Origin of the sequence: Ancylobacter sp. IITR112 (assembly GCF_041415945.1) — a bacterium.
Classification (GTDB): domain Bacteria; phylum Pseudomonadota; class Alphaproteobacteria; order Rhizobiales; family Xanthobacteraceae; genus Ancylobacter.
On sequence record NZ_JBGCUS010000001.1, the window covers coordinates 3,544,263 to 3,566,300 of the forward strand.

The following is a 22,038-nucleotide window of genomic DNA, read 5'->3' on the forward strand; positions in this document are numbered from 1 at the left end:
ACGGACGCAGCAATGGCTTTCGAGATCAAGCGTATCGGCATTATCGGCGCCGGCCAGATGGGCAACGGCATCGCGCATGTGTGCGCGCTCGCCGGCTATGATGTCGTGCTGAACGACCTTGAGGCCGACCGCATCAAGTCCGGCCTCGCCACCATCAATGGCAACATGTCGCGCCAGGTGGCCAAGGGCCTCTATGGCGAGGACGAGAAGAAGGCGGCGCTGAACCGCATCCACGGCACCGATCAGGCTGCCGACCTCGCCGAGGTCGACCTCGTCATCGAGGCGGCGGTGGAGAAGGAAGAGATCAAGCGCCGCATCTTCGCCTCCATCTGCCCGTTCCTGAAGCCGGAGGCGATCCTCGCCACCAACACCTCCTCCATCTCCATCACCCGGCTGGCCGCCTCCACCGACCGGCCGGAGCGCTTCATCGGCATTCACTTCATGAATCCGGTGCCGCTGATGCAACTCGTCGAGCTGGTGCGCGGCATCGCCACCGAGGACGAGACCTTCGAACTCTCCAAGGCGTTCATCACAAGGCTGGGCAAGACCTATGCGGTGGCGGAGGATTTCCCCGCCTTCATGGTCAACCGCATCCTGCTGCCGATGATCAACGAGGCGATCTACACGCTCTATGAGGGCGTCGGCTCGGTGGACGCCATCGACACCGCCATGCGCTTAGGTGCCAACCACCCGATGGGCCCGCTGCAGCTCGCCGATTTCATCGGGCTGGATACGTGCCTCTCCATCATGCAAGTGCTGCATGAGGGGCTGGCCGATTCGAAATACCGCCCCTGCCCGCTGCTGGTGAAATATGTCGAAGCCGGCTGGCTGGGCCGCAAGACCCAGCGCGGCTTCTACGACTATCGCGGCGAAAAGCCGGTGCCGACGCGGTAGAGCATTTCCCGCAAAAGTGCATAGCGGTTTTGCGATAGGAATTGCGTATAATCAGAGAGTTAGAGCATTTGCGGTGAACGTGAATTCACCGCAAATGCTCTAGAGGCTAAGGTAGCGAGCCAAGCAAATTCATTGCCTCAACAACGGTTGAGGCTTTTATCGGAAACAGCGCAGCATGGCTTAGCTCCGGCACGCTCTTGAGATTGGAGTGCCTCCCGTACCGACTGGGATCAGAAGTATCGGGAAAAGCATGGCTGACAACCGGAACCTGAATTCCCATTCTTTCTGCCGTAGCCTTCACGACCTGCGTCGCGGGTAGCCATAAGGTAATATGCTTCGTGGTGCAGCGTTCGATGGCAAACACAGAGCCGCCGGCTCGCGTACGATACACGCATAAATAGTGACGATCGGGATGATGCTTTTCAAAGCGAGCGTCGTCTTCGACGGCCGCCTGAATCTCGGTGCCGAGTTTGCTGTGAACACGCTTAGCCAATTGAACGCCCCTTCCCCGTTATCCACCGCGCCGGCCGCCCGTCAATCGCCGCCAGTCCCAGCGCGATGATGGCGAAGCCGGCGAATTCGCGCGGCTCCAACGCCTCGCCCAGCACCAGCGCGCCGAGCAATATGGCGCTCACCGGCACCAGGAAGGTCACCAGCGAAATATTGGTGGCGCCATTGCGGGCGACGATGCGGAAATACAGGATATAGGCGAGGCCGGTAGAGAGCACGCCGAGCCCAAGCAGCGCGCCGATCACCGGCAGCGAGGGCACCGGCAGGTTCCACGGCCGGTCCAGCAGCGCCACGATCGGCAGCAGCAGCAGGCTGGAGGTGGCGAGCTGCGCCATGGCGACGCCGAGCGGCGGCAAATGGCGGAAGCGCCGGGAATAGACCGCCGCGAAACCATAGGACACGGTGGCGCCGATGGCGGCGAGCTGCGCGGGCAGATGATGCCCGCCGAGCTGACCGAGCAGCGCCGGCCCCATCATCACAGCGACGCCGAGAAAGCCGAGGCTCACCCCCATCAGCTTGCCGAGGGTGAATTTCTCGTCATGGGTGAAGGCCTGCGCCACCAGCACGGTGAACAGCGGCGTCGCCGCGTTGAGGATGGAGGAGAGCCCGCTCGGCAGATGCTGCTGCGACCAGGCGATGAGCCCGAAGGGGATGAGATTGGCGATCACCGCCAGCAGCAGGAACTCCCCGGCCAGCCGCCGGTTCAGCGGCAGGTGCACGCCGCGCGCCCGGGCGATGAGCCACAGCGCCAGCGCGCCGATGGCGACGCGGGTCAGCACCATGGTGAGCGGCGGAATCTCGGCGATCGCCACCTTGCCGAAGAAGAACGAGCCGCCCCAGATCAGCGCCAGCAGCGCCAGCGCCGCCCAATCGGCCGGCGCCATCGGCAGCGGGCCGGCAACCGAAGTGGCGAGCCCGGTGCGGTGGACGGGGCTCGACGCGGACATGGCACGCTCCTGCAAGGGGATGCGGCCTTTTAGCGCTTCCCCGGGCGGCGCGCCACCCGCTTTCGGCGCGAAGATGGCCGACCGGTGCGGCCGGCACCTCAGCACCAAGGAGCCTGCGGCGAACGCTCCCTATGGCGCCTTGCCGGTCTCCGCCAGCGCGGCTTTCACCAGCGCCACCGCGTCCGGGCTCGCCCATTCCGCCGGGCCGGCGATGTGGCCGAGCTCGCAGCCCTTGGCGTCGATCAGCATGGTGGTGGGCAGGCCGAAGCCGCGGCCGACCACCCGCAGATCCTGGAAGGCCTGCGCCTTCGGGTCGGTGTAGAGGACAAGCTGCTTCAGCCCCGTCTCTTCGAAGAAAGCCTTCGGCTTGGAAGCGTCTCGTGTGTCGATATTCACCGTGATGACCTCGAAGCCCGGCTGGCCGGCGCCGCCCTTGGAGCCGAGCGCAGCCTGCAGCGCGTCGAGCGCCGGCATCTCCTTGCGGCAGGGCACGCACCAGGTGGCCCAGATGTTGACGAGCTTCAGCCCGTCGCCGCCCACTTGCGACAGCCGGGTCGGCTTCCCCTCGGCGTCGAGGAAGGCGAGATCGGGGATGCGGGTCGGCTTCTCCGTCGGGGCGAAGGCGGCGAGCTCGCCGGTGGCCAAGGCGGCGAGCCTTTTGCCGGCCGCACTGGCCACACTGCACTCACTGTCCACCTCACCGGCCTCATCGGCCACGGCGATCGGCGCCGGCGCGGCCGGCCCGGTGGCAACGGCGTTGCGTGCCCCGCCCCCAATCCCGTATACGCCTGCCAGCCCGATAATGGCGCCCAGCACCAGCGCGGCCGCCAGCACGAGGGCGAAGCGGCCCGTGCGGCGCGGCGGAACCCCGCCCGCCGGTGCGGCTGCGTCCTCAGGTCGTTCGGTCATGGCCGTCCTCGCGGAGAAAAGTGAGCATGAGCAACAAGATGTGGGGCGGCCGGTTCGAAACTGGCCCCGACGCGATCATGGAGGAGATAAACGCCTCCATCGGTTTCGACCAGCGCCTGTACGCGCAGGACATTGCGGGTTCGAAGGCGCATGCCTCGATGCTGGCGGCCCAGGGGATCATCGACAAGGCTGATGCCGAAAAGATCGCGGCGGGTCTAGACACGATCCTGTCAGAGATCGAAGCCGGCGATTTCATCTTCCAGCGGGCGCTGGAAGACATTCATATGAATGTGGAATCCCGCCTCGCCACCCTGATCGGCGCCCCTGCCGGCCGCCTCCACACCGCCCGCTCGCGCAACGACCAGGTGGCGACCGATTTCCGGCTTTATGTGCGCGACACGATCGACACGCTGGACGGACAGATTCGCGATCTCCAGCAGGCACTTGCGGAGAAGGCGCTGATCCATTCCGCCACTGTCATGCCCGGCTTCACCCATTTGCAGACCGCCCAGCCGGTGACCTTCGGCCATCATCTGCTCGCCTATGTCGAGATGCTCGGGCGTGATCGCGGCCGCTTGCGCGACGCCCGTACCCGGCTCAATGAGTGCCCGCTCGGCGCCGCCGCGCTGGCCGGCACCTCCTTCCCCATCGACCGCTTCGCCACGGCGGCCGCCCTCGGTTTCGACCGCCCGACGGCGAATTCGCTCGATTCCGTCTCCGACCGCGACTTCGTGCTGGAGACGCTGGCGGCAGCGTCGATCTGCGCCATGCACCTCTCCCGCTTCGCCGAGGAGATCGTGATCTGGACCTCGCCGCTGGTCGGGCTGATGAAGCTCTCCGACCGCTTCACCTCCGGCTCCTCCATCATGCCGCAGAAGCGCAACCCGGACGCGGCCGAGCTGGTGCGCGCCAAGATCGGGCGAATCGCCGGTGCTTTCAATGGCTTGCTGATGGTGATGAAGGGCCTCGCCTTGGCCTATGCCAAGGATATGCAGGAGGACAAGGAAGGCGCCTTCGACGCGCTCTCCACCCTGTCGCTGATGATCGCCGCCACGTCAGGAATGGTGCGCGACATGGTGCCGGATGAGAAGCGGATGAAGGCGGCGGCCGGTTCGGGCTATTCCACCGCCACCGACCTCGCCGACTGGCTGGTGCGCGTGCTCGGCCTGCCCTTCCGCGAGGCGCACCATGTCACCGGCCGCATCGTCGCCCTCGCCTCTGCCAAGGACGCCCCGCTGCACAAGCTGACGCTGGCGGAAATGCAGAGCGTGGAGCCGCGCATCACCCGCGAGGTGTTCGGCGTGCTCTCGGTGGCGAAATCGGTGGCGAGCCGCGTCTCCTATGGCGGCACGGCGCCGAAGAATGTCCGCACCCAGGCCAAGCGCTGGCTGAAGCAACTGGCGAAGTAGGCCGGCGGCCTGCCGTCATGGCCGGGCCTGGCCCGGCCATCCACACCTTGCCGTGTTCCCGGATCAAGGCCATGGATCCCCAGGGCCAAGCCCGGGGATGACGCGGCATTCTTGAACCGGCGTTACGCCTTCCGCCCCAGCAATCGCAAGGCGTTGGCCGTCACCAGCACAGTCGCGCCGGTGTCGGCGAGAATGGCGGGCCACAGGCCGGTAAGGCCGATCAGCGTGGTGACGACGAACACCGCCTTCAGCCCCAGCGCCAGGGTGATGTTCTGGTGGATGTTGCGCATGGTCGCGCGCGACAGAGCGATCATCGCCGCGACATCGCCCACCCGCCCATGCAGCACGGCGGCATCCGCCGTCTCCAGCGCCACATCCGTGCCACCGCCCATGGCGATGCCGACCGTGGCGGCGGCGAGCGCCGGCGCGTCATTGATACCGTCGCCCACCTTGGCGACCCTCAGCCCCTCGCGCTGCAACTCACTGACGATGCGCTGCTTGTCGGCCGGCATCAGGCCGGCGCGGACCTCGATGCCGAGAGCGGTGCCAATGGCCTGCGCGGTGCGCTCATTGTCGCCGGTCAGCATCAGCGTGCGGATGCCCTCGGCCTTAAGCGCGTCAAGTCCGGCGCGCGCATCGGCGCGCGGCTCGTCGCGCAGCGCAATCAGCCCCTGTGGATGGCCGTCCGCCAGCAGCACCGCCACGGTCTTGCCGGCTTCGTTAAGGGTACCGATCATCGCCTCCTGGTCGGCGCTCAGCGTCGCCCGCGCCGCCGCCGCCTTGGGCGAGCCGAGGAACAGCGCCGCGCCCTCGACCGTCCCGCTCACCCCCTCGCCACCGAGCGCCGCCGCCTCGCGCACCGGCGGAATGGCGAGACCGCGCGCTTCCGCCGCCGCCAGAATGGCGTTGGCGAGCGGATGGGTGGAGCCGGATTCGAGCGCCGCCGCCCATGCCAGCAGGCCGGCCTCGTCCCCGGTGAAGGCCACGAGATCGGTGATGGCCGGCTTGCCCTCAGTGAGCGTGCCGGTCTTGTCGAAGGCAACGGCATCAACGGTGCGCAGCGCCTCCAGCACCGCGCCGCCCTTGATGAGCAACCCGCGCCGCGCGCCCACCGCCAGCCCGGCGGCGATGGCGGCGGGGGTGGAAATGACCAGCGCACAGGGGCAGCCGATCAGCAGCAGGGCAAGGCCCTTGTAGATCCATTCGTCCCAGGCCGCGCCGAAGACAAGCGGCGGCACCACGGCGACGAGCGCGGCGACGACGACGACCAGCGGCGTGTACCAGCGAGCGAAACGGTCGATGAAGCGTTCGGTCGGCGCTTTGCTCTCCTGCGCTTCCTCGACCAGGCGCACCACGCGGGCAATGGTGTTGTCGGAAGGGGCGGTGGTCGCGCGCAGTGTGAGCGCGGCCTCGCCATTCACCGTGCCGGCGAAGACGGCGTCACCGGCCTGTTTGACCACCGGCACACTCTCTCCCGTCACCGGCGCCTCGTTGACCGAGCCGGTACCCTCCAGCACTTCGCCATCGGCGGGCAGGCGCTCGCCGGGCCGAACGAAGATGATATCGCCGATACCAAGGCTTTCGGCCGGCACCTCCCGGGTCGTCCCGTTCTCGACCAGGCGCGCTGTCTTCGGCACCAGAGCGGTGAGCGCGCGGATGGAACTGCGGGCGCGGCCGGCGGCGACGCCTTCCAGCAATTCGCCAACCAGGAACAGGAACACCACCGCCGCTGCCTCCTCCGACGCACCGATGATGACAGCGCCGAGGGCGGCGATGGTCATCAGCGTCTCGATGGAGAAGGGCGTGCCGGAAAGCCCGGCCATGAGCGCCCGGCGGGCGATCGGCACCAGGCCGATCAGCAGCGCGGCGATGAAAATCCAGGGGTCGAGGCGTGGGAAAAAGTGGCCGATTCCGTAAGCCGCCGCCAGCGCCGCGCCGCAAAGAAGCGTGAGCCGCGCCTTGCCGCTCTTCCACCAAGGTCCATCCAGCGCCAGATGCGCATGGTCGTGGCCGCCCGCCTCCGGCTGGGCGGCCACGCTGCCGGCGGGGCGCGGAGGCGCGGCATGGGCGGCGTGGTCATGTTCATGTTCATGGTCATGGTCATGGTCATGCGCGTGGTCGTGATCGCGGCCGGGCCCGTGCGTGTGCGCATGAGCGTGACCGGAAGGCGCCGCCGCCGCGGCCGCCAGGGGCGCGATGCCGTAGCCGAGCCCCGTCACGCGCCGCTCCACCAGCGGCAGGTCGGCCCCGGCATGTTCAACCGTCATGGTTCCGGCCGTCACCGAGACCGCCACTTCCGCCACGCCATCGACGCGGCGCACCGCCGTCTCGATCTTCATCGCGCAGGACGCGCAGTCCATGCCCTCGATACGGTAGCGGGTCTTGATAGCCGACATAGCGTCTCTCCTTCGCCTGCTTGCCCCGGCGACGAGGAGACCCTACTTCCTCTAGCGACTAGAGGAGCAAGCGGGAAAATGAGCGCGAACCTCACCATTGGCGATGCCGCCCGGGCAAGCGGCGTCAAGGTACCGACCATCCGGTATTATGAAGAGATCGCCCTGCTGCCCGCCCCGCCGCGTACCGAAGGTGGCCGCCGTGCCTATGGCGAGACGCAACTCCGCCGGCTCGCCTTCATCCGCCATGCGCGGGAACTCGGCTTCGAGATCGACGCCATTCGTACGCTGCTGCAGCTACAGGACGCGCCGGACCAGTCCTGCGCCGCCGCCGATGCCATTGCCCGCGATCATCTCGCCAGCGTGGAACGCCGGATCGCCAGCCTCACCGCGCTGCGGGCGGAACTCCAGCGCATGGTCGAAGGCTGCGCCCATGGGCATGTCGCCACCTGCCGGGTGATCGAGATACTGGCCGACCACGGCGCCTGCGCCCACCACCAGCGCGCCGAAGGCTGAGCGCCGCTCACGCCTCCGCCGGCTCCCGCGTGAAACCTGCCCGCGCCTCACGCACCGCGCTGGCGATGAAATCCTCCACCGTGCGGATACGGCGGAGATCGCGGATATCCGCATGGGTCACCAGCCAGTAGGACCGGCGGAAAGTGAGCTCGGGCAGCAGCCGCACCAGTTCGGGATGCGCCAGCGCGGCATAGTCATGCAGGATGCCGATGCCGCTGCCCGCCCGCACCGCTTCCATCTGCCCCACCACGCTGGCGCATTCCATCCGTCGCGCCTCGACCTCGCGGAACACCTCGAAATAGTCGAGCGCCGGCGAATAGACGAGATCGGAGACATAGGTGACCAGCAGCCGCCCGGTCACGTCGCGCAGGGCCGCCACCGGGCCGGTGCGGGTAAGATAATCCCGGGACGCATAGACGCCGAGCGAGTAGTCGGTGAGCTTGCGCGCCACCAGCCGCCCTTCGCTCGGCCTTTGCAGCGTCACCGCGATATCCACTTCGCGCTTGGGCAGCGAGAAGCTGCGCGGCAGCGGCGCGAGCTGGATCGACAGGCCCGGATGCTCTTCCGCCAGCCGTCCGAGGCGTGGGGCGAGGAAATAGGTGCCGAAGCCGTCCGGCGCGCCGATCCGCACCGTCCCGGCGAGAGCGAGGTCGACATTGCCCAGCGCCGCCTGCGCCTGCAGCATCTCGGTCTCGATCCGCTCCGCATGCGCCAGCAGCCGCTCGCCGGCGGGGGTGAGTTCGCTCCCCGTGGTGCGCCGCTCCAAGAGCTTGGAGCCGAGGCTCGCTTCCAGCGCCCCCAGCCGGCGGCCAACGGTGGCGTGGTCAAGGCCGAGCTGGCGCGCGGCCGCTAGCATCTGGCCGGCACGCGCCACGGCGAGAAAAATACGCAGATGGTCCCAATCCATGCCAATGGCCTAGCGCAATGTGCGCTTCCGCACAACGGATGCGAAAACATCGTCGTTGAAGTGACGACTTTCAACAAGCAAAACCGCAGACAGGAAAACCAGAGGAGAGATCGCCATGGCGGTCATCGGGCATTACATCGGCGGCAAGGTGGTGAACACGGCGGGGCGGACCTCTCCGGTGTTCGATCCTTCCACCGGCGCGCAGACCGGCGAAGCGCTGCTCGCCTCCGTCGCCACGGTGGGCGAGGCGGTGGCCGCCGCCGCCCGCGCCTTCCCCGCCTGGGCCGACACGCCGCCGCTGACCCGCGCGCGCATCATGTTCAAGTTCAAGGCGCTGCTTGAGCGCGACATCGACGCGCTGGCCGAGGCCATCACCCGCGAGCATGGCAAGACCTTCGAGGACGCCAAGGGCGAAGTCACCCGCGGCATCGAGGTGGTGGAATTCGCCTGCGGCATCCCGCATCTGATGCGCGGCGATTTCACCGAGCAGGTGGCGCGCGGCGTCGACGTGTTCTCCGCCCGCCATCCCGTCGGCGTGGTCGCCGGCATCACCCCGTTCAACTTCCCCGTCATGGTGCCGATGTGGATGTTCCCGGTGGCGCTGGCCTGCGGCAACGCCTTCGTGCTCAAGCCCTCTGAAAAGGACCCGACTCCCTCGCTGATGCTGGCGGAACTGCTGGCCGAGGCCGGCCTGCCGGCCGGCGTGTTCAACGTCGTGCAGGGCGACAAGGAGGCGGTCGACGCCCTCCTCACCCACCCGGATGTCGCGGCGGTGAGCTTTGTCGGCTCCACCGCCATCGGCGAATATGTCTACAAGACCGCCGCCGCGCACGGTAAGCGGGCGCAGGCGCTCTGCGGCGCCAAGAACCACCTGGTGGTGATGCCGGACGCCAATCTCGACAAGACCGTCGACGCGCTGATGGGCGCGGGCTACGGCTCGGCCGGCGAGCGCTGCATGGCGGTGTCGGTCGCGGTCGCGGTTGGCGGCGTCGGCGACGCGCTGATGGAGAAGCTGGTGCCGAAGGTGCGCGCCCTCAAGGTCGGCCCCGGCCTCGACCGCGAAAGCGAGATGGGTCCGCTCGTCACCAAGGAACACCTCGCCAAGGTGTCCGGCTATGTCGACGACGGTGTCGCCGCCGGCGCCGAGCTGGTGGTCGACGGGCGCGGCCTCAAGCTGCAGGGCTATGAGAACGGCTATTTCATCGGCGGCTGCCTGTTCGACAAGGTCACCCCGGACATGAAGATCTACAAGGAAGAGATCTTCGGCCCGGTGCTCTCCGTGGTGCGCGTCGACCGCTATGACGAGGCGCTCAAGCTGGTGAACGACCACGAATATGGCAATGGCGCCGCCATCTTCACCCGCGACGGCGATGCCGCCCGCGCCTTCGACCGCGACGCCAAGGCCGGCATGATCGGCATCAACGTGCCGATCCCGGTACCGGTGGCGTTCCATTCCTTTGGCGGCTGGAAGCGCTCCGTGTTCGGTGACCGCAACGTCTATGGCATGGAAGGCGTCGGCTTCTACACCAAGATGAAGACCACCACGGCCCGCTGGCCGACCGGCATCCGCGAGGGCGCCCAGTTCGTCATGCCGACCAGCGGCTGACGCGCGCGGAAAGGCAGCCTGCGCAAGCGGCCGAAAGGCGCGGAACGCAGGCTGCTGCCCTTATCCAACGGCGGCGATTGGCAGTAGGATCGCCGCATGTCCCGTTCCGAACGTCTGTTCGATCTGCTGCAGGTCCTGCGCCGCCACCGCCGCCCGGTGAGCGGGCGCGTGCTCGCCGACGAGATCGGCGTGAGCCTGCGCACCCTGTACCGCGACATTGCCGCGCTGCAGGCGCAAGGCGCGACCATCGAGGGCGAGGCCGGGATCGGCTATGTGCTGCGCCCCGGCTTTCTGCTGCCACCAATGATGTTCCCGGCCGAAGAGATCGAGGCGCTGGTCCTCGGCTCGCGCTGGGTGGCCGAGCGCGGCGACCGCCGGCTCGCCGAGGCGGCGCTGTCGGCGCTGGCGCGCATCGGCGCCGTCCTGCCGGCCGAGTTGCGGGCGGAAATGGACGCCGCAGCCCTGTTCGTGGCCCCCGGCGCCCCTATTCCCGTCGACACGATTGATGCGGCGGTGCTGCGCAAGGCGATCCGCACCGAGCGCAAGCTTGCCCTCGCCTATCAAGACGCCGGCGGGGCGGCGAGCGAACGGGTGATCTGGCCGTTCGCCCTCGCCTTCTTCGATCAGGTGCGGCTGCTGATCGGCTGGTGCGAATTGCGCGGCGACTTCCGCAGCTTCCGCACCGATCGCATCGCGCGCGCTGAACTGATGGAGGCCCGCTATCCCAGCCGGCGGGCGGAACTCATCCGGCAATGGAAGCAGACGAAGCACGCCGCCGGCCCGCCCAGGGCCGAAGCATGCTGACATAAATTGGCAGTAGCGCCGCCTATTCTTCTCCCATCCAGTCGACGGGGGGCCGCCATGGGCGACGCAAGCAATATTCTTCTCTACGTCAATGATGCGCAGGCAAGCGCGCGCTTTTATGGCACGCTGCTGGAGCGCGAACCGGTGGAACAGAGCGCGACCTTCGCCCTGCTGCCGCTGGCCCCGGGCATGATGCTCGGCCTGTGGCAGCGCGACGGGGTAACGCCTCGGCCGCATCTGCGGGCCGGAGGCAACGAGATCGGCTTCAAGGTCGCCGATCCCGCCGCCGTCGACGCCGCCTATGAGAAATGGGCGACGAAGGGGGTCCCGATCGCCCTGCCGCCGACCGATCTCAAATTCGGCCGCAGCTTCGTCGCCCTCGATCCCGACGGCCACCGCCTGCGCGTCTATGCGCCGACTGCGACGATCTAGGCGCCGACCGCACCCCGCCCCTATTCGTGCGAACGCCCGAAATCGGGCGCCGCCGTCTCCTGGCCGATTTCGATGATCGAGCGGCGTATGGCGCGGGTGCGGGTGAACAGGTCGAACAGCTTGTCGCCCTCCGCCCAGCGTATCGCCCGCTGCAACGCGATCAGGTCCTCGGTGAAGCGGCCCAGCACCTCGATCACCGCCTCGCGATTATTGAGGAACACGTCGCGCCACATGGTCGGGTCGGAAGCGGCAATGCGGGTGAAGTCACGGAAGCCGCCGGCCGAATATTTGATCACCTCGGACTGCGTCACCGCCTCCAAATCCGCCGCCGTGCCGACAATGTTGTAGGCGATGAGATGCGGCACATGCGAGGTGATGGCTAGGACCAGGTCATGATGCTCCGGCGTCATCGTCTCGACATTGGCGCCCATCGCCGTCCACAGCCCTGCCAGTGTCGCCACGGCGGCGGGGTCGGTGCCCTCGGGCGGGGTGAGGATCGACCACCGGTTCTTGAACAGGGTGGCGAAGCCGGCATCGGGGCCGGAATACTCCGTACCCGCCACGGGATGGCCGGGCACGATGTGGACATTGGCCGGCAGATGCGCGCGCAGTGCGCTCACCACCGCGCCCTTGACCGAGCCGACATCGGAGACGATGGCGCCGGGCTTGAGATGCGGGGCGATGGCCTCCGCCACCGCGCCCATGGCGCCCACCGGCACACAGAGGATGACGATATCGGACCCCGTCACCGCCTGCGCCGGCGTGGTGGCGACAAGATCAGCGATGCCCAGATCGAGAACGCGATCGCGTACGGCCTCCGCTCCATCATAGGCCACCAGCGTGCCGGCGAGCCCGCGCGCCTTGACCGCGCGCAGGATGGACGAGCCGATCAGGCCGATGCCGATGACGGTCAGCCGGCCGATGAGCGGATGCGCCAGCGGCGGGTCAAGCACCATGGCCCGCCTCCCCGCCCATGAACGCCTTCAGCGCCTCCACCAGCAGGCGGTTGGCCTCCTCGGTGCCGATGGTGACGCGCAGAGCGTCCGGCAGGCCATAGGAATCCACCCGCCGCAGAATCAGGCCGCGCTGGCTGAGGAAGGCGTCCGCCTCCTTCGCCGTGCGGCCGGGCGTGGACGGGAAATGCACCAGCAGGAAATTGGTGACGCTCGGCGTCACGGTCAGCCCGAGCGCGGTGAGCTCCTGCGCCAGCCAGGGCAGCCAGGTCTCGTTATGCGCCACGGCGGTCTCGACATGCGCGGTGTCCTCGATTGCCGCGACGGCGGCGGCGAGGCCGGGGGCGGAGACGTTGAACGCCCCGCGAATGCGGTTGATAGCGTCCGCCACCTCGGCCGGCCCGTAGAGCCAGCCGACGCGCAGCGCCGCGAGCCCGTAGATCTTGGAGAAGGTACGCAGCATGACGACGTTCGAGCAGGTCGCCACCAGCTCGATGCCCGCCTCATAGTCGTTGCGGCGGACATATTCGGCATAGGCGGCATCGAGCGCCAGCAGCACATGCGGCGGCAGGCCGCGCTGCAGCCGCTTCACTTCGTCGAACGGGATATAGGTGCCGGTCGGGTTGTTGGGGTTGGCGAGAAAGACCACACGGGTCTTCTCGGTCACCGCCGCCAGCAGCGCGTCGACATCGGTAGTGTGGTTCTTCTCCGGCGCCACCACCGGCGTCGCCCCCGCCGCGAGAGCGGCGATGCGGTAGACGAGGAAGCCGTGCTGCGAATACAGCACCTCGTCGCCCGGCCCGGCAAAGGCGGCGGCGGTGAGCATCAGCAGTTCGTCCGAGCCGGTGCCGCAGACGATGCGCGCGGGATCGAGCCCATATTGCGCGGCAATGGCCTCGCGCAGCTTGGTCGACGAGCCGTCGGGATAAAGCTCCAGCGCATTCGCCGACTGGAAGGCGGCAATGGCCTTCGGGCTGGGGCCGAGCGGATTCTCGTTCGCCGAGAGCTTATGCACCTTCACCCCCGGGCCGCCCTGCGACTTGCCCGGCACATAGGCCTCGATCGCCAGAACGCCGGAGCGCGGGACGGGACGGGTGGGGCGGGGGGCGGTCGACATGACGGGGCTCCGGGGGAGGCGGTCGTGGGAGAAGGCGGTCGCGAGGAAAGACGGAAAGGCGTCGGCGTCAAGCCTTAGCGGCGTGGAGCGCGGGCGCATGGGTATAGCGGCTGGCATGGCTGCCGACGAGCGCCGCCGCGCGCACAGACGCTCCGCTCTCGCGCAGCGTCGCCAGCACCGTGTCGAGGCTGATCGCCCCGCCGAGCGGGATCGAGGCGAGCAGCGCCGCGCCGTCGAGCCCGCGATCGGGCACGGCGATCACATCGGCCAGCGGGGCGAGCGCCCGCGCCGCCTGCGCGTTCCAGCCGGAGACGTGCAGGCTCCACGCCTCCACCTCGGTCACCGCGCCGTCCGTCACCGGGTGCGCGATGCAGAACACCGGCAGGCCGGCGGGGTGGTCGGCGCGCTCGACGAAGGGCAGACGGGCGATGATCTTCGGCGCCTGGGCGCTTTCCAGCGCCGTCCACCACGCGCCGGCCGAGGGCGAGGCGAAGGCCGGCACCAGGCCGAGATCGCCACGCGAGCGCGCCACCGCCGCCACCACGCCGGCCGCGCCCATATGGCCGATGAACGGCACGGTGAAGCCGAAATGGAACCGCGAGGCATCGCGCATCGCCGCCTCGCCCGAAGCGAGGTCGGCATGCACCGCGTAAGGAGCCTGCACATAGGTGAAGGTGGAAATGATGACCCGCCAGATGCCCTCGACGGTGTCGAGCGGGAGAATGCCGCGATGGCGGTCGACCAACCGGCGCATCATCGAGGCCTCGCGCGCCGGGCGGAAGGCCGAGCCGCTCTCCGTCCCCTGCGCCCGCTTCACCGCCACCAGCCGGTCGATGATCTGGCTGCGCTCGATCAAAAGCGCGTGCATCTGGCCGTCGATGCGGTCGATCTCGGCGCGCAGGCTGCCAAGGTCCGGCGCGGGCGCGTCGGAGGGCGGGGAAAGGGCAGTTTGCGGCGCGTTGGGCGTGGGGGCCTTCATGTCCATGGCGGCTTGTCGTAAACCTCGCGCGGGCCGCGCGCAAAGCAAAATCTGACGTGGCGATCTATTGACAAGTGCCGGCTGTGGGATCATCGCATCGTCCGGTATAACGAACTCTTCGTCCGGTATGACGGTTCCCATGTCCGACCCCACGGCTCTGCGCGATGTTGCGGCCCGCGATCTCCCCTCCTCCGACGCCGCCCGCGGCGAAGCGGACAACCCGCATTCGGCCGTGGTGCGCTTCGGCGCCGACAAGCCGCTCGCCCTCGATGCCGGCGGCGTGCTCACCCCCTTCCAGATCGCCTATCAGACCTATGGCACGCTGAACGCGGCGCGCTCCAACGCCATCCTGCTGTGCCACGCGCTGTCGGGCGACCAGCACGCGGCCAATGTCCATCCCGTCACCGGCAAGCCGGGCTGGTGGGAGACGCTGGTCGGCCCGGGCAAGCCGATCGACACCGAGCGCTTCTTCGTCATCGCCTCGAATGTGCTCGGCGGCTGTCTCGGCACCACCGGCCCCTCCTCCACCAATCCGGCCACCGGCCAGCCCTATGGGCTCGACCTGCCGGTGGTGACCATTCGTGACATGGTTCGGGCGCAGGCCATGCTGATCGACCATCTCGGCATCGAGAAGCTGCTCGCCGTGGTCGGCGGCTCCATGGGCGGCATGCAGGTGCTGCAATGGGCGGCGAGCTATCCCGAGCGCGTCTTCGCCGCCATGCCCATCGCCACCGCCGCGCGCCATTCGGCACAGAACATCGCCTTCCATGAGGTCGGCCGTCAGGCGGTGATGGCGGATCCGGAATGGCGCGGCGGGCGCTATCTGACCGAGGGCACCAGCCCGCGCCGTGGCCTCGCGGTCGCGCGGATGGCCGCGCACATCACCTATATGTCGGATTCCTCGCTGCACCGGAAATTCGGCCGCCGGCTGCAGGACCGCGACGGGCACACCTTTTCCTTCGACGCCGATTTCCAGGTGGAAAGCTATCTGCGCCACCAGGGCGAGGCCTTCGTCGACCGTTTCGACGCCAATTCCTATCTCTACGTGACCCGTGCGATGGATTATTTCGACCTTGCCGGGGAGTATGGCGGCGTTCTGGCCAATGCCTTCCGGGGCACCACGACCCGCTTCTGCCTGGTCTCCTTCACCTCGGACTGGCTGTTCACCACGGCGGACTCGCGCGCCATCGTCCACGCGCTCAACGCTGCGGGGGCGCAGGTGTCCTTCGCCGAGATCGAGAGCGACAAGGGGCACGATTCCTTCCTGCTCGACGAGCCGGAATTCTTCGCCATCACCCGCGGCTTCATTGATGCCGCCGCCCGCACGGTCGGAGTGAAATAATGGCCGCGCGCGACCTTACCATGCGCGAAGCCGCGCGGGCCGAATCCGGCAAGCGCGTCGACCTGCTGCTGATCGCCGATATGGTCCGCCCCGGCTCGCGCGTGCTCGATGTCGGCTCGGGCGACGGCGAGTTGCTGGAACTGCTCGCCACCACGCGCGGCTGCGACGCGCGTGGCATTGAACTCTCGCGCGAGGGGGTGAATGCCGGCGTGGCGCGCGGGCTTCCCATCATCCAGGGCGACGCCGATGTCGACCTCGCCGACTACCCCGACAATTCCTTCGACTATGTGATCCTGTCACAGACCATCCAGGCGACGCGCCGGCCGAAATGGGTACTGGAGCAGATGCTGCGCGTGGGCAGCCACGCCATCGTCTCCTTCCCCAATTTCGGCTTCTGGCGCATGCGGCTCGACCTGTTGCTGAACGGGCGGATGCCGAGCACGGAAAACCTGCCCTATAGCTGGCACGACACGCCGAACATCCATTTCTGCACCATCCGCGATTTCGTCGCGCTGGTGGAGGAAGTGGGCGCCCGCATCGACCGCGCCGCCGCGCTCAACGGCTATGGCCACCCGGTGCGCTTCAACCTGCCCTGGTCGGTGTGGAACCTGCTGGGCGAACAGGCGGTGTTCCTGCTCTCGCGCAAGGGGTGAGGGCCGTCAGCCCCCCATGGGCTGCGGCGCCAGCACCGGCTCGAACACGGGCAGGCGGGCGCGGCGCTTGCTGGGGACCGGCTTGTAGACCTGCTTGGTCGCCTCGACGATATGCACGCCAGCGAAGGGCAGCGCCAGCGTGGCGCCCACGCGCTCCCACGCGACGGCCGATCGCAGGAACCAGTTGCGCGGCACCGGCGGCATATACAGCGCCTCGTCCCAGCCGACGGGCGTGAACAGCGCGCCGCGCAGGAGATCGGTGATCTGCGTGCGCGAGAACGGGCGTCCATGGCCGAACGGGTTGTTCTCGGTGCGGGCCCAGATGCCGCGCCGGCTCGGCACCACGCAGATGAGACGCCCGCCCGGCGCCAGCACCCGCCACACCTCACGCAGCACCTCGCCGGCATCGGGCGTCATCTCCAGCAGATGCACGGCGATGACGCGGTCGATCATGCCGTTGCGCAGCGGCAGTTCGGTCTCATCCACCAGGGCGGCGAGCGTCGGGGCCGCCGAGGGCCAGCGCGTCACTCCCTGCGCGCCCGGCATGAAGGCGAGGGCCCGCTCGCACTCCTCGCGAAAAATGCCGAGATAGGGCGTCGCATAGCCCATGCCGAGGACGGAAAGCCCGCGCATATTGCCGGCGCGGGCGCGAATGGCGCGGCCGACAAGCCGGCGCGTCACCACGCCGATGGGCTGGGCATAGAAGCTGCGAAGGCCGACAACGTCCGGATACATGACCCAAGCTTATAGCCCGAGCGATGACGCCTTGAAATCACCACCCTTTTGCGCCACATAGGCGAGGTGTGCGGGCGCTTCGTCCGCAGCGGGGCCGCGTCGCTCGATGTCCGCTTCGGCTGGGAGCCGGATCCGGTCAGGTTTTCCTGGCCGCTTCTTCGCCTCCACTTCTGAGCCGCGGCAGTCTTCGGCCCCTCATCATCGGAAAGCGCCGACGTCCCAGGCCACGCGGGGTGTCTCAACACCCCGTGATTCGCGGTTCGTGCTGCTCAAGGCGCGCGGACGCAATCGCCCATGAAAGAACGCTACTTGACCACTTTTAACGAACTCGGCCTTGCCGAGCCGATCCTGAAAGCCCTCGCGGAAGCGAACCACACCACCCCGACCCCGATCCAGATTCAGGCCGTGCCGCAGGTTCTGGCGGGCCGCGATCTCATCGGCATCGCCCAGACCGGCACCGGCAAGACCGCCGCCTTCGCGCTGCCCATCCTCCAGCATCTCGTCACCAACCGCTTCCGCCCGGAGCGCCGCTCCGCCCGCGCGCTGGTGCTGAGCCCGACCCGTGAACTCTCCGGCCAGATTCTTGAGAGCTTCCGGCTCTACGGCAAGCATGTGCGCCCCTCCACCGCGCTCGCCATTGGCGGCGTGCCGATCGGCCGTCAGGCTCGCGCGCTGGCCGGCGGTGTCGATGTGCTCGTCGCCACGCCCGGCCGCCTCGTCGACCTCCTGGAGAACAACGCCGTCCGACTCGACATGGTCGAGGTGCTGGTGCTCGACGAAGCCGACCAGATGCTCGACATGGGCTTCATCCATGCCATCCGCGCCATCTGCGCCCGCCTGCCGGCCAAGCGCCGCAACCTGTTCTTCTCCGCCACCATGCCGCGCGAGATCGAGAAGCTGGCGGATTCACTGCTGACCGATCCGGTGCGCGTCGCGGTGACGCCGGTCGCCAAGACCGCCGACCGCATCGAGCAGAAGGTGTTCTTCACCGACCGCGCCGGCAAGCCGAACCTGCTGGTCGAAGTGCTGTCCGAGCCGGATCTCGACCGCGCGCTCGTCTTCTCCCGCACCAAACACGGCGCTGACCGCGTGGTGAAGGGCCTCGCCGGGGCGGGCATTGCCGCCGAGGCGATCCACGGCAACAAGTCGCAGCCCCAGCGCGAGCGGGCACTGGCCGCCTTCCGCCAGGGCGTCGTCAAGGTGCTGGTGGCGACCGACATCGCCGCCCGCGGCATCGACGTGCCGGGCGTCAGCCATGTGATCAATTACGATCTGCCCAACGTGCCGGAAAGCTATGTCCACCGCATCGGCCGCACCGCCCGCGCCGGTCGCGAGGGCATCGCCATCTCGCTGTGCGATGGCGAGGAGCGCGCCTTCCTGCGCGACATCGAGCGGCTGATCAAGATCACCATCCCCTCGGTCGACCGTCGCGGCGAGAGCCGCCGCGAGGGCGCGCCGCGCCTCGAAGGCTTCCGCTCCGATGGTCCGCGCCCGGCGCGCGAGGAGCGCGGGCCCCGTGGCCCGCGCAGCGACGCCCCGCGCGGCGCCCGCCCGTTCAATCGTGGGCCCCGTCCTGAGGGCGAGGCCCGCAAGGACGGTCCCCGCCATGATCGGCCGCATCACGACGGCCCGCGCCACGAAGGCCGCACTGACGGCATCCGCCGTGATGGCCCGCCCCGTGAGGGCCGTCGCCCGCCGCGCCGCAAGGCCTATAACGCGGCCCCGTGACCGCCTGATCCGATGCCCCGCGCCACCCGAACGGGCGCGTGGGGCATCGCTGAGGCTGGCGTGGACGCCATCCTCGCATTATCAGGACAAGACAAATGCCTGCCGCCGGGGTATTGGCCTTGCGGCAAGGGCAGCAGCAGCCCGTATGAGGAGAGCCATTAATGGCGAAAGAGGAACTGCTCGAGTTCGACGGCACCGTGACGGAAGTTCTGCCCGACGGCAATTTCCGCGTCGTGCTCGACAATGAACACGAGATACTCGCCTATGCGGCGGGCAAGATGAAGAAGAACCGCATCCGCACCATCGTCGGCGACCGCGTCGTCGTCGAGATGTCGCCCTATGACCTCGAGCGTGGGCGCATCAATTTCCGCCACAAGACCGGTGGACCGACCCCGCCGATCGGCAGCGGCCAGCGCCGCCCGCCTCCGGGTCGTCGCCGCTGAGGCGCCGGGCGTTTCGCCCGGCCGCCCGCGCCGCCCCTCGCCCGCGCCGCCCCTCGCCCGCCGCTCAAACCGGCCAGTCGGCGAGGCGCCAGGCTGAATCCCAGAACATCCATTCGAGTTCCGTGGCCCGCTTATAGGCCGCGTGCATATGCGCGAGCACAGCCGGCGAGGCGCCCCGCGCGGCATGGTCGGTGGTGGCGATCACCGCCCGGACCGCCTCGTGAAACTCGTCCCCGGCATAGGTGTCGATCCAGGCGTCATAGGGGTTCGGCCGCACGGCCCGCCCGAGAATGTCGCGCCCGACTTCGGCATAGATCCAGAAGCAGGGCAGCAGCGCCGCCAGTACCACCGGATAGGGTTCGGCATAGGCGGTAGCGATCAGGAAGCTGGAATAATGGTGGCACACCGGCGACATCGGCGTGCGCGCGAACTCGTCGGCATCCACTCCGAAGGTCTGGAAGAAATCGGTGTGCAGCGAGCGCTCGACCACGACAGCGACCTTGGCCGCCTCGGCGAACTGGACCAGCCCGTCCGGGTCCTCGGCCTTGGCCGCCGCCACGGCGAGCGCGCGGCCGAAGGCGATGAGGTAATGCGCATCCTGGATCATGTAATGCCGGAAACGCTCGGAGGAGAGCGTGCCGTCCGCGAGCGCCATATTGAACGGCATGGTGCGGATCGCCTCATAGGTCGGCAGGTTGCGACCCCAGGCATGGGCACTGAAGGAATGGGCGCCGTCGCTCATGAGCGTTGCTCCTGACATGAAAAGGGCCGCTGGTGACAGCGGCCCGGATCATAGGTGTATCGGCTCGGCCTGCAAACCGCCGCCGTGCCGTCAATGCGGGCTGCGCGCATCCGCCTCGATAGCGGCGGCGGCGGACTTCAACTGTTCCAGGAACTGCTGGCGGCTGGCACGGATGCCCTCGTCGCGGGCGTCCTCGACATCTTCCTGGGCGTCGCGGATCATCTGCGCGAGATTGTCGGCGCGCAGCTCGGCCAGCGGGATGGCGGTTTCTGCCAGCACGGTCAGCCCGGCCGGGTTGGCCTCGGCGAAGCCGCCGCGCACGAACAGCTTCTTGGCGGGGCCGTCGCCCTTGATCGTCAGCACGCCGGGCTTCAGCGTCGACACGAAGGGCGCATGGCCGGCGAGAATGCCAAACTCGCCTTCAGCGCCGGGGACGATCACCTCGGTCACTGCGCCGGAATAGACGAGACGCTCGGGCGAGACGAGTTCAAACGGGAAGGTGGCCATGGATCCTCCAGGGGATGCGTCAGCGTCAATGATCGACGCCCCGTACCGTCACGGCCGGGGCGCTGGGATCACGCGGCCTCGGCAGCCATCTTCTTGCCCTTCTCGATCGCCTCTTCAATGGTGCCGACCATGTAGAAGGCCTGCTCAGGGAGGTGATCATACTTGCCTTCCACCAGGCCCTTGAAGCCCTTGATGGTGTCGGCGAGGTCGACGAGCTTGCCGGGCGAGCCGGTGAAGACTTCGGCGACGTGGAAGGGCTGCGACAGGAAGCGCTCGATCTTGCGGGCGCGGGCGACGGTGAGCTTGTCCTCTTCCGAGAGCTCGTCCATGCCCAGGATCGCGATGATGTCCTGCAGCGACTTGTAGCGCTGCAGCGTCTGCTGCACCTGGCGCGCCACATTGTAGTGTTCCTCGCCGATGACGAGCGGCGAGAGAATGCGCGAGGTGGAGTCGAGCGGATCGACCGCCGGGTAGATGCCCTTTTCGGCGATCGAGCGCGAGAGAACCGTGGTCGCGTCAAGATGGGCGAAGGAGGCGGCCGGCGCCGGGTCGGTCAGGTCGTCGGCGGGCACGTAAATGGCCTGCACCGAGGTGATCGAACCCTTGGTGGTAGTGGTGATGCGCTCCTGCAGCGCGCCCATGTCGGTAGCGAGCGTCGGCTGGTAGCCCACCGCCGAAGGAATGCGGCCGAGCAGCGCCGACACTTCCGAACCCGCCTGGGTGAAGCGGAAGATGTTGTCGACGAAGAACAGCACGTCCTGACCCTGGTCGCGGAAATGCTCGGCGACGGTCAGGCCGGTCAGCGCGACGCGGGCGCGGGCACCCGGGGGCTCGTTCATCTGGCCGTAGACGAGGGCGCACTTGGAGCCGGCCGAGGAACCGCCATTCTCGTGCGGATCGACGTTCACCTTCGACTCGATCATCTCGTGATAGAGGTCGTTACCCTCGCGGGTACGCTCGCCCACGCCGGCGAACACGGAATAACCGCCATGCGCCTTGGCGATGTTGTTGATCAGCTCCATGATCAGCACGGTCTTGCCGACGCCGGCGCCGCCGAACAGGCCGACCTTGCCGCCCTTGGAATAGGGCGCCAGCAGATCGACCACCTTGATGCCGGTGACGAGGATTTCCGCCTCGGTCGACTGCTCGGCATAGGAGGGGGCCGGCTGGTGGATGCCGCGGGTGGAATCGCCGACCAACGGGCCGGCTTCGTCCACCGGCTCGCCGATGACGTTCATGATGCGGCCGAGGCAGGCCTCGCCGACCGGCACCGAGATCGGGCCGCCGGTGTCCTTCACCTCGGTGCCACGCACGAGACCCTCGGTGGAGTCCATCGCGATGGTGCGGACGGTGTTCTCGCCCAGGTGCTGGGCAACCTCGAGCACGAGGCGGTTGCCCTGATTCTTGGTCTCCAGCGCGTTCAGGATCTCCGGGAGGTGATCCTCGAACTGCACGTCCACGACGGCACCGATGACCTGCGTGATGCGTCCGACATTAGCCATGTTCGTCGTC

22 protein-coding genes are annotated in these 22,038 nt (G+C 68.1%); 10 read left to right on the plus strand and 12 right to left on the minus strand.

Annotation, left to right across the window (positions count from 1 at the left end; all coding sequences use genetic code 11):
- The first annotated feature begins 12 nt into the window (after positions 1-12).
- On the plus strand, positions 13-894 hold the full coding sequence (locus AAC979_RS16870; RefSeq protein ID WP_371348056.1) for a 3-hydroxybutyryl-CoA dehydrogenase: 882 nt from the start codon (positions 13-15) through the stop codon (positions 892-894).
- Between the two features lie 106 nt (positions 895-1,000).
- On the opposite strand, the gene AAC979_RS16875 is transcribed toward AAC979_RS16870, so the two are convergent.
- From AAC979_RS16875 to AAC979_RS16885, 3 genes are all read right to left on the minus strand, one after another.
- Positions 1,001-1,387 (minus strand): hypothetical protein, encoded by a 387-nt coding sequence (locus tag AAC979_RS16875; protein WP_371348057.1) that lies wholly within the window; start codon positions 1,385-1,387, stop codon positions 1,001-1,003.
- Positions 1,380-2,351, minus strand: a complete 972-nt coding sequence (locus AAC979_RS16880; protein WP_371348058.1) for a DMT family transporter — start codon at positions 2,349-2,351, stop codon at positions 1,380-1,382. The genes AAC979_RS16875 and AAC979_RS16880 overlap by 8 nt, the downstream gene beginning before the upstream one ends.
- A gap of 129 nt (positions 2,352-2,480) precedes the next feature.
- Positions 2,481-3,260, minus strand: a complete 780-nt coding sequence (locus tag AAC979_RS16885; protein WP_371348059.1) for a TlpA disulfide reductase family protein — start codon at positions 3,258-3,260, stop codon at positions 2,481-2,483.
- 26 nt (positions 3,261-3,286) lie between these two features.
- On the opposite strand from AAC979_RS16885, the gene argH reads away from it, so the two are divergent.
- Positions 3,287-4,669 (plus strand): argininosuccinate lyase, encoded by a 1,383-nt coding sequence (argH, locus tag AAC979_RS16890; RefSeq protein ID WP_371348060.1) that lies wholly within the window; start codon positions 3,287-3,289, stop codon positions 4,667-4,669.
- 122 nt (positions 4,670-4,791) lie between these two features.
- Here argH and AAC979_RS16895 read toward each other — a convergent pair whose 3' ends face one another.
- Complete coding sequence (locus AAC979_RS16895) at positions 4,792-7,065, minus strand: heavy metal translocating P-type ATPase (RefSeq protein ID WP_371348061.1); 2,274 nt, start codon at positions 7,063-7,065, stop codon at positions 4,792-4,794.
- Between the two features lie 78 nt (positions 7,066-7,143).
- Between AAC979_RS16895 and AAC979_RS16900 the strand changes: the two genes are divergently transcribed.
- On the plus strand, positions 7,144-7,578 hold the full coding sequence (locus AAC979_RS16900) for a helix-turn-helix domain-containing protein (RefSeq protein ID WP_371348062.1): 435 nt from the start codon (positions 7,144-7,146) through the stop codon (positions 7,576-7,578).
- Positions 7,579-7,585: 7 nt separating this feature from the next.
- Here the strand turns inward: AAC979_RS16900 and AAC979_RS16905 are convergent, their stop codons facing one another.
- Positions 7,586-8,485, minus strand: a complete 900-nt coding sequence (locus tag AAC979_RS16905; protein ID WP_371348063.1) for a LysR family transcriptional regulator — start codon at positions 8,483-8,485, stop codon at positions 7,586-7,588.
- A gap of 115 nt (positions 8,486-8,600) precedes the next feature.
- On the opposite strand from AAC979_RS16905, the gene AAC979_RS16910 reads away from it, so the two are divergent.
- The 3 genes from AAC979_RS16910 to AAC979_RS16920 all read left to right on the plus strand — a co-directional run bounded on the left by AAC979_RS16910 (position 8,601) and on the right by AAC979_RS16920 (position 11,327).
- A complete protein-coding gene (locus tag AAC979_RS16910) occupies positions 8,601-10,091 on the plus strand; it encodes a CoA-acylating methylmalonate-semialdehyde dehydrogenase (protein ID WP_371348064.1) in 1,491 nt (496 codons plus the stop codon).
- A 96-nt stretch (positions 10,092-10,187) separates the two neighbouring features.
- Positions 10,188-10,895 carry a helix-turn-helix transcriptional regulator gene (locus tag AAC979_RS16915; RefSeq protein WP_371348065.1) on the plus strand — a complete coding sequence of 236 codons (708 nt, stop codon included), beginning with the start codon at positions 10,188-10,190 and terminating at the stop codon, positions 10,893-10,895.
- A gap of 57 nt (positions 10,896-10,952) precedes the next feature.
- Positions 10,953-11,327 carry a VOC family protein gene (locus AAC979_RS16920; RefSeq protein ID WP_371348066.1) on the plus strand — a complete coding sequence of 125 codons (375 nt, stop codon included), beginning with the start codon at positions 10,953-10,955 and terminating at the stop codon, positions 11,325-11,327.
- Between the two features lie 20 nt (positions 11,328-11,347).
- On the opposite strand, the gene AAC979_RS16925 is transcribed toward AAC979_RS16920, so the two are convergent.
- From AAC979_RS16925 to AAC979_RS16935, 3 genes are all read right to left on the minus strand, one after another.
- Complete coding sequence (locus tag AAC979_RS16925; RefSeq protein ID WP_371348067.1) at positions 11,348-12,283, minus strand: prephenate/arogenate dehydrogenase family protein; 936 nt, start codon at positions 12,281-12,283, stop codon at positions 11,348-11,350.
- The gene (gene hisC / locus AAC979_RS16930; protein WP_371348068.1) at positions 12,273-13,397 is read right to left on the minus strand and encodes a histidinol-phosphate transaminase; all 1,125 of its coding nucleotides are present in this window, start codon (positions 13,395-13,397) and stop codon (positions 12,273-12,275) included. The genes AAC979_RS16925 and hisC overlap by 11 nt, the downstream gene beginning before the upstream one ends.
- Positions 13,398-13,464: 67 nt before the next feature.
- Positions 13,465-14,382 carry a chorismate mutase gene (locus tag AAC979_RS16935; RefSeq protein WP_371348069.1) on the minus strand — a complete coding sequence of 306 codons (918 nt, stop codon included), beginning with the start codon at positions 14,380-14,382 and terminating at the stop codon, positions 13,465-13,467.
- Positions 14,383-14,515: 133 nt separating this feature from the next.
- On the opposite strand from AAC979_RS16935, the gene AAC979_RS16940 reads away from it, so the two are divergent.
- Positions 14,516-15,718 carry a homoserine O-acetyltransferase gene (locus tag AAC979_RS16940; RefSeq protein ID WP_371348070.1) on the plus strand — a complete coding sequence of 401 codons (1,203 nt, stop codon included), beginning with the start codon at positions 14,516-14,518 and terminating at the stop codon, positions 15,716-15,718.
- Positions 15,718-16,371 carry a methionine biosynthesis protein MetW gene (gene metW / locus AAC979_RS16945; protein ID WP_371348071.1) on the plus strand — a complete coding sequence of 218 codons (654 nt, stop codon included), beginning with the start codon at positions 15,718-15,720 and terminating at the stop codon, positions 16,369-16,371. The genes AAC979_RS16940 and metW overlap by 1 nt, the downstream gene beginning before the upstream one ends.
- A 6-nt stretch (positions 16,372-16,377) precedes the next feature.
- Here the strand turns inward: metW and AAC979_RS16950 are convergent, their stop codons facing one another.
- Entirely contained in the window at positions 16,378-17,106 is a 729-nt protein-coding gene (locus AAC979_RS16950) for a class I SAM-dependent methyltransferase (protein WP_371348072.1), read from the minus strand.
- Positions 17,107-17,400: 294 nt separating this feature from the next.
- On the opposite strand from AAC979_RS16950, the gene AAC979_RS16955 reads away from it, so the two are divergent.
- The gene (locus AAC979_RS16955; protein ID WP_371348073.1) at positions 17,401-18,834 is read left to right on the plus strand and encodes a DEAD/DEAH box helicase; all 1,434 of its coding nucleotides are present in this window, start codon (positions 17,401-17,403) and stop codon (positions 18,832-18,834) included.
- Between the two features lie 161 nt (positions 18,835-18,995).
- The gene (gene infA / locus AAC979_RS16960) at positions 18,996-19,277 is read left to right on the plus strand and encodes a translation initiation factor IF-1 (protein WP_013168254.1); all 282 of its coding nucleotides are present in this window, start codon (positions 18,996-18,998) and stop codon (positions 19,275-19,277) included.
- Between the two features lie 64 nt (positions 19,278-19,341).
- Here the strand turns inward: infA and tenA are convergent, their stop codons facing one another.
- The 3 genes from tenA to atpD form a co-directional block, all read right to left on the minus strand.
- A complete protein-coding gene (tenA, locus tag AAC979_RS16965) occupies positions 19,342-20,019 on the minus strand; it encodes a thiaminase II (RefSeq protein WP_371348074.1) in 678 nt (225 codons plus the stop codon).
- Positions 20,020-20,109: 90 nt separating this feature from the next.
- Positions 20,110-20,526, minus strand: coding sequence for a F0F1 ATP synthase subunit epsilon (locus AAC979_RS16970; RefSeq protein WP_371348075.1), 417 nt, complete (start codon positions 20,524-20,526; stop codon positions 20,110-20,112).
- A gap of 68 nt (positions 20,527-20,594) precedes the next feature.
- Positions 20,595-22,028, minus strand: coding sequence for a F0F1 ATP synthase subunit beta (gene atpD / locus AAC979_RS16975; RefSeq protein ID WP_371348076.1), 1,434 nt, complete (start codon positions 22,026-22,028; stop codon positions 20,595-20,597).
- Positions 22,029-22,038 lie beyond the last annotated feature (10 nt).

Bases quoted from the DNA above. Each gene is read 5' to 3' on its own strand.
- AAC979_RS16950 (WP_371348072.1), bottom strand. From the start codon at position 17,106: ATGTATCCGGACGTTGTCGGCCTTCGCAGCTTCTATGCCCAGCCCATC.
- hisC (WP_371348068.1), bottom strand. From the start codon at position 13,397: ATGTCGACCGCCCCCCGCCCCACCCGTCCCGTCCCGCGCTCCGGCGTT.
- infA (WP_013168254.1), top strand. From the start codon at position 18,996: ATGGCGAAAGAGGAACTGCTCGAGTTCGACGGCACCGTGACGGAAGTT.
- AAC979_RS16940 (WP_371348070.1), top strand. From the start codon at position 14,516: ATGTCCGACCCCACGGCTCTGCGCGATGTTGCGGCCCGCGATCTCCCC.
- AAC979_RS16885 (WP_371348059.1), bottom strand. From the start codon at position 3,260: ATGACCGAACGACCTGAGGACGCAGCCGCACCGGCGGGCGGGGTTCCG.
- AAC979_RS16920 (WP_371348066.1), top strand. From the start codon at position 10,953: ATGGGCGACGCAAGCAATATTCTTCTCTACGTCAATGATGCGCAGGCA.
- AAC979_RS16900 (WP_371348062.1), top strand. From the start codon at position 7,144: ATGAGCGCGAACCTCACCATTGGCGATGCCGCCCGGGCAAGCGGCGTC.
- atpD (WP_371348076.1), bottom strand. From the start codon at position 22,028: ATGGCTAATGTCGGACGCATCACGCAGGTCATCGGTGCCGTCGTGGAC.
- AAC979_RS16915 (WP_371348065.1), top strand. From the start codon at position 10,188: ATGTCCCGTTCCGAACGTCTGTTCGATCTGCTGCAGGTCCTGCGCCGC.
- argH (WP_371348060.1), top strand. From the start codon at position 3,287: ATGAGCAACAAGATGTGGGGCGGCCGGTTCGAAACTGGCCCCGACGCG.
- metW (WP_371348071.1), top strand. From the start codon at position 15,718: ATGGCCGCGCGCGACCTTACCATGCGCGAAGCCGCGCGGGCCGAATCC.
- AAC979_RS16910 (WP_371348064.1), top strand. From the start codon at position 8,601: ATGGCGGTCATCGGGCATTACATCGGCGGCAAGGTGGTGAACACGGCG.
- AAC979_RS16905 (WP_371348063.1), bottom strand. From the start codon at position 8,485: ATGGATTGGGACCATCTGCGTATTTTTCTCGCCGTGGCGCGTGCCGGC.
- AAC979_RS16970 (WP_371348075.1), bottom strand. From the start codon at position 20,526: ATGGCCACCTTCCCGTTTGAACTCGTCTCGCCCGAGCGTCTCGTCTAT.
- AAC979_RS16870 (WP_371348056.1), top strand. From the start codon at position 13: ATGGCTTTCGAGATCAAGCGTATCGGCATTATCGGCGCCGGCCAGATG.
- AAC979_RS16955 (WP_371348073.1), top strand. From the start codon at position 17,401: ATGAAAGAACGCTACTTGACCACTTTTAACGAACTCGGCCTTGCCGAG.
- AAC979_RS16880 (WP_371348058.1), bottom strand. From the start codon at position 2,351: ATGTCCGCGTCGAGCCCCGTCCACCGCACCGGGCTCGCCACTTCGGTT.
- AAC979_RS16935 (WP_371348069.1), bottom strand. From the start codon at position 14,382: ATGGACATGAAGGCCCCCACGCCCAACGCGCCGCAAACTGCCCTTTCC.
- AAC979_RS16925 (WP_371348067.1), bottom strand. From the start codon at position 12,283: ATGGTGCTTGACCCGCCGCTGGCGCATCCGCTCATCGGCCGGCTGACC.
- tenA (WP_371348074.1), bottom strand. From the start codon at position 20,019: ATGAGCGACGGCGCCCATTCCTTCAGTGCCCATGCCTGGGGTCGCAAC.
- AAC979_RS16895 (WP_371348061.1), bottom strand. From the start codon at position 7,065: ATGTCGGCTATCAAGACCCGCTACCGTATCGAGGGCATGGACTGCGCG.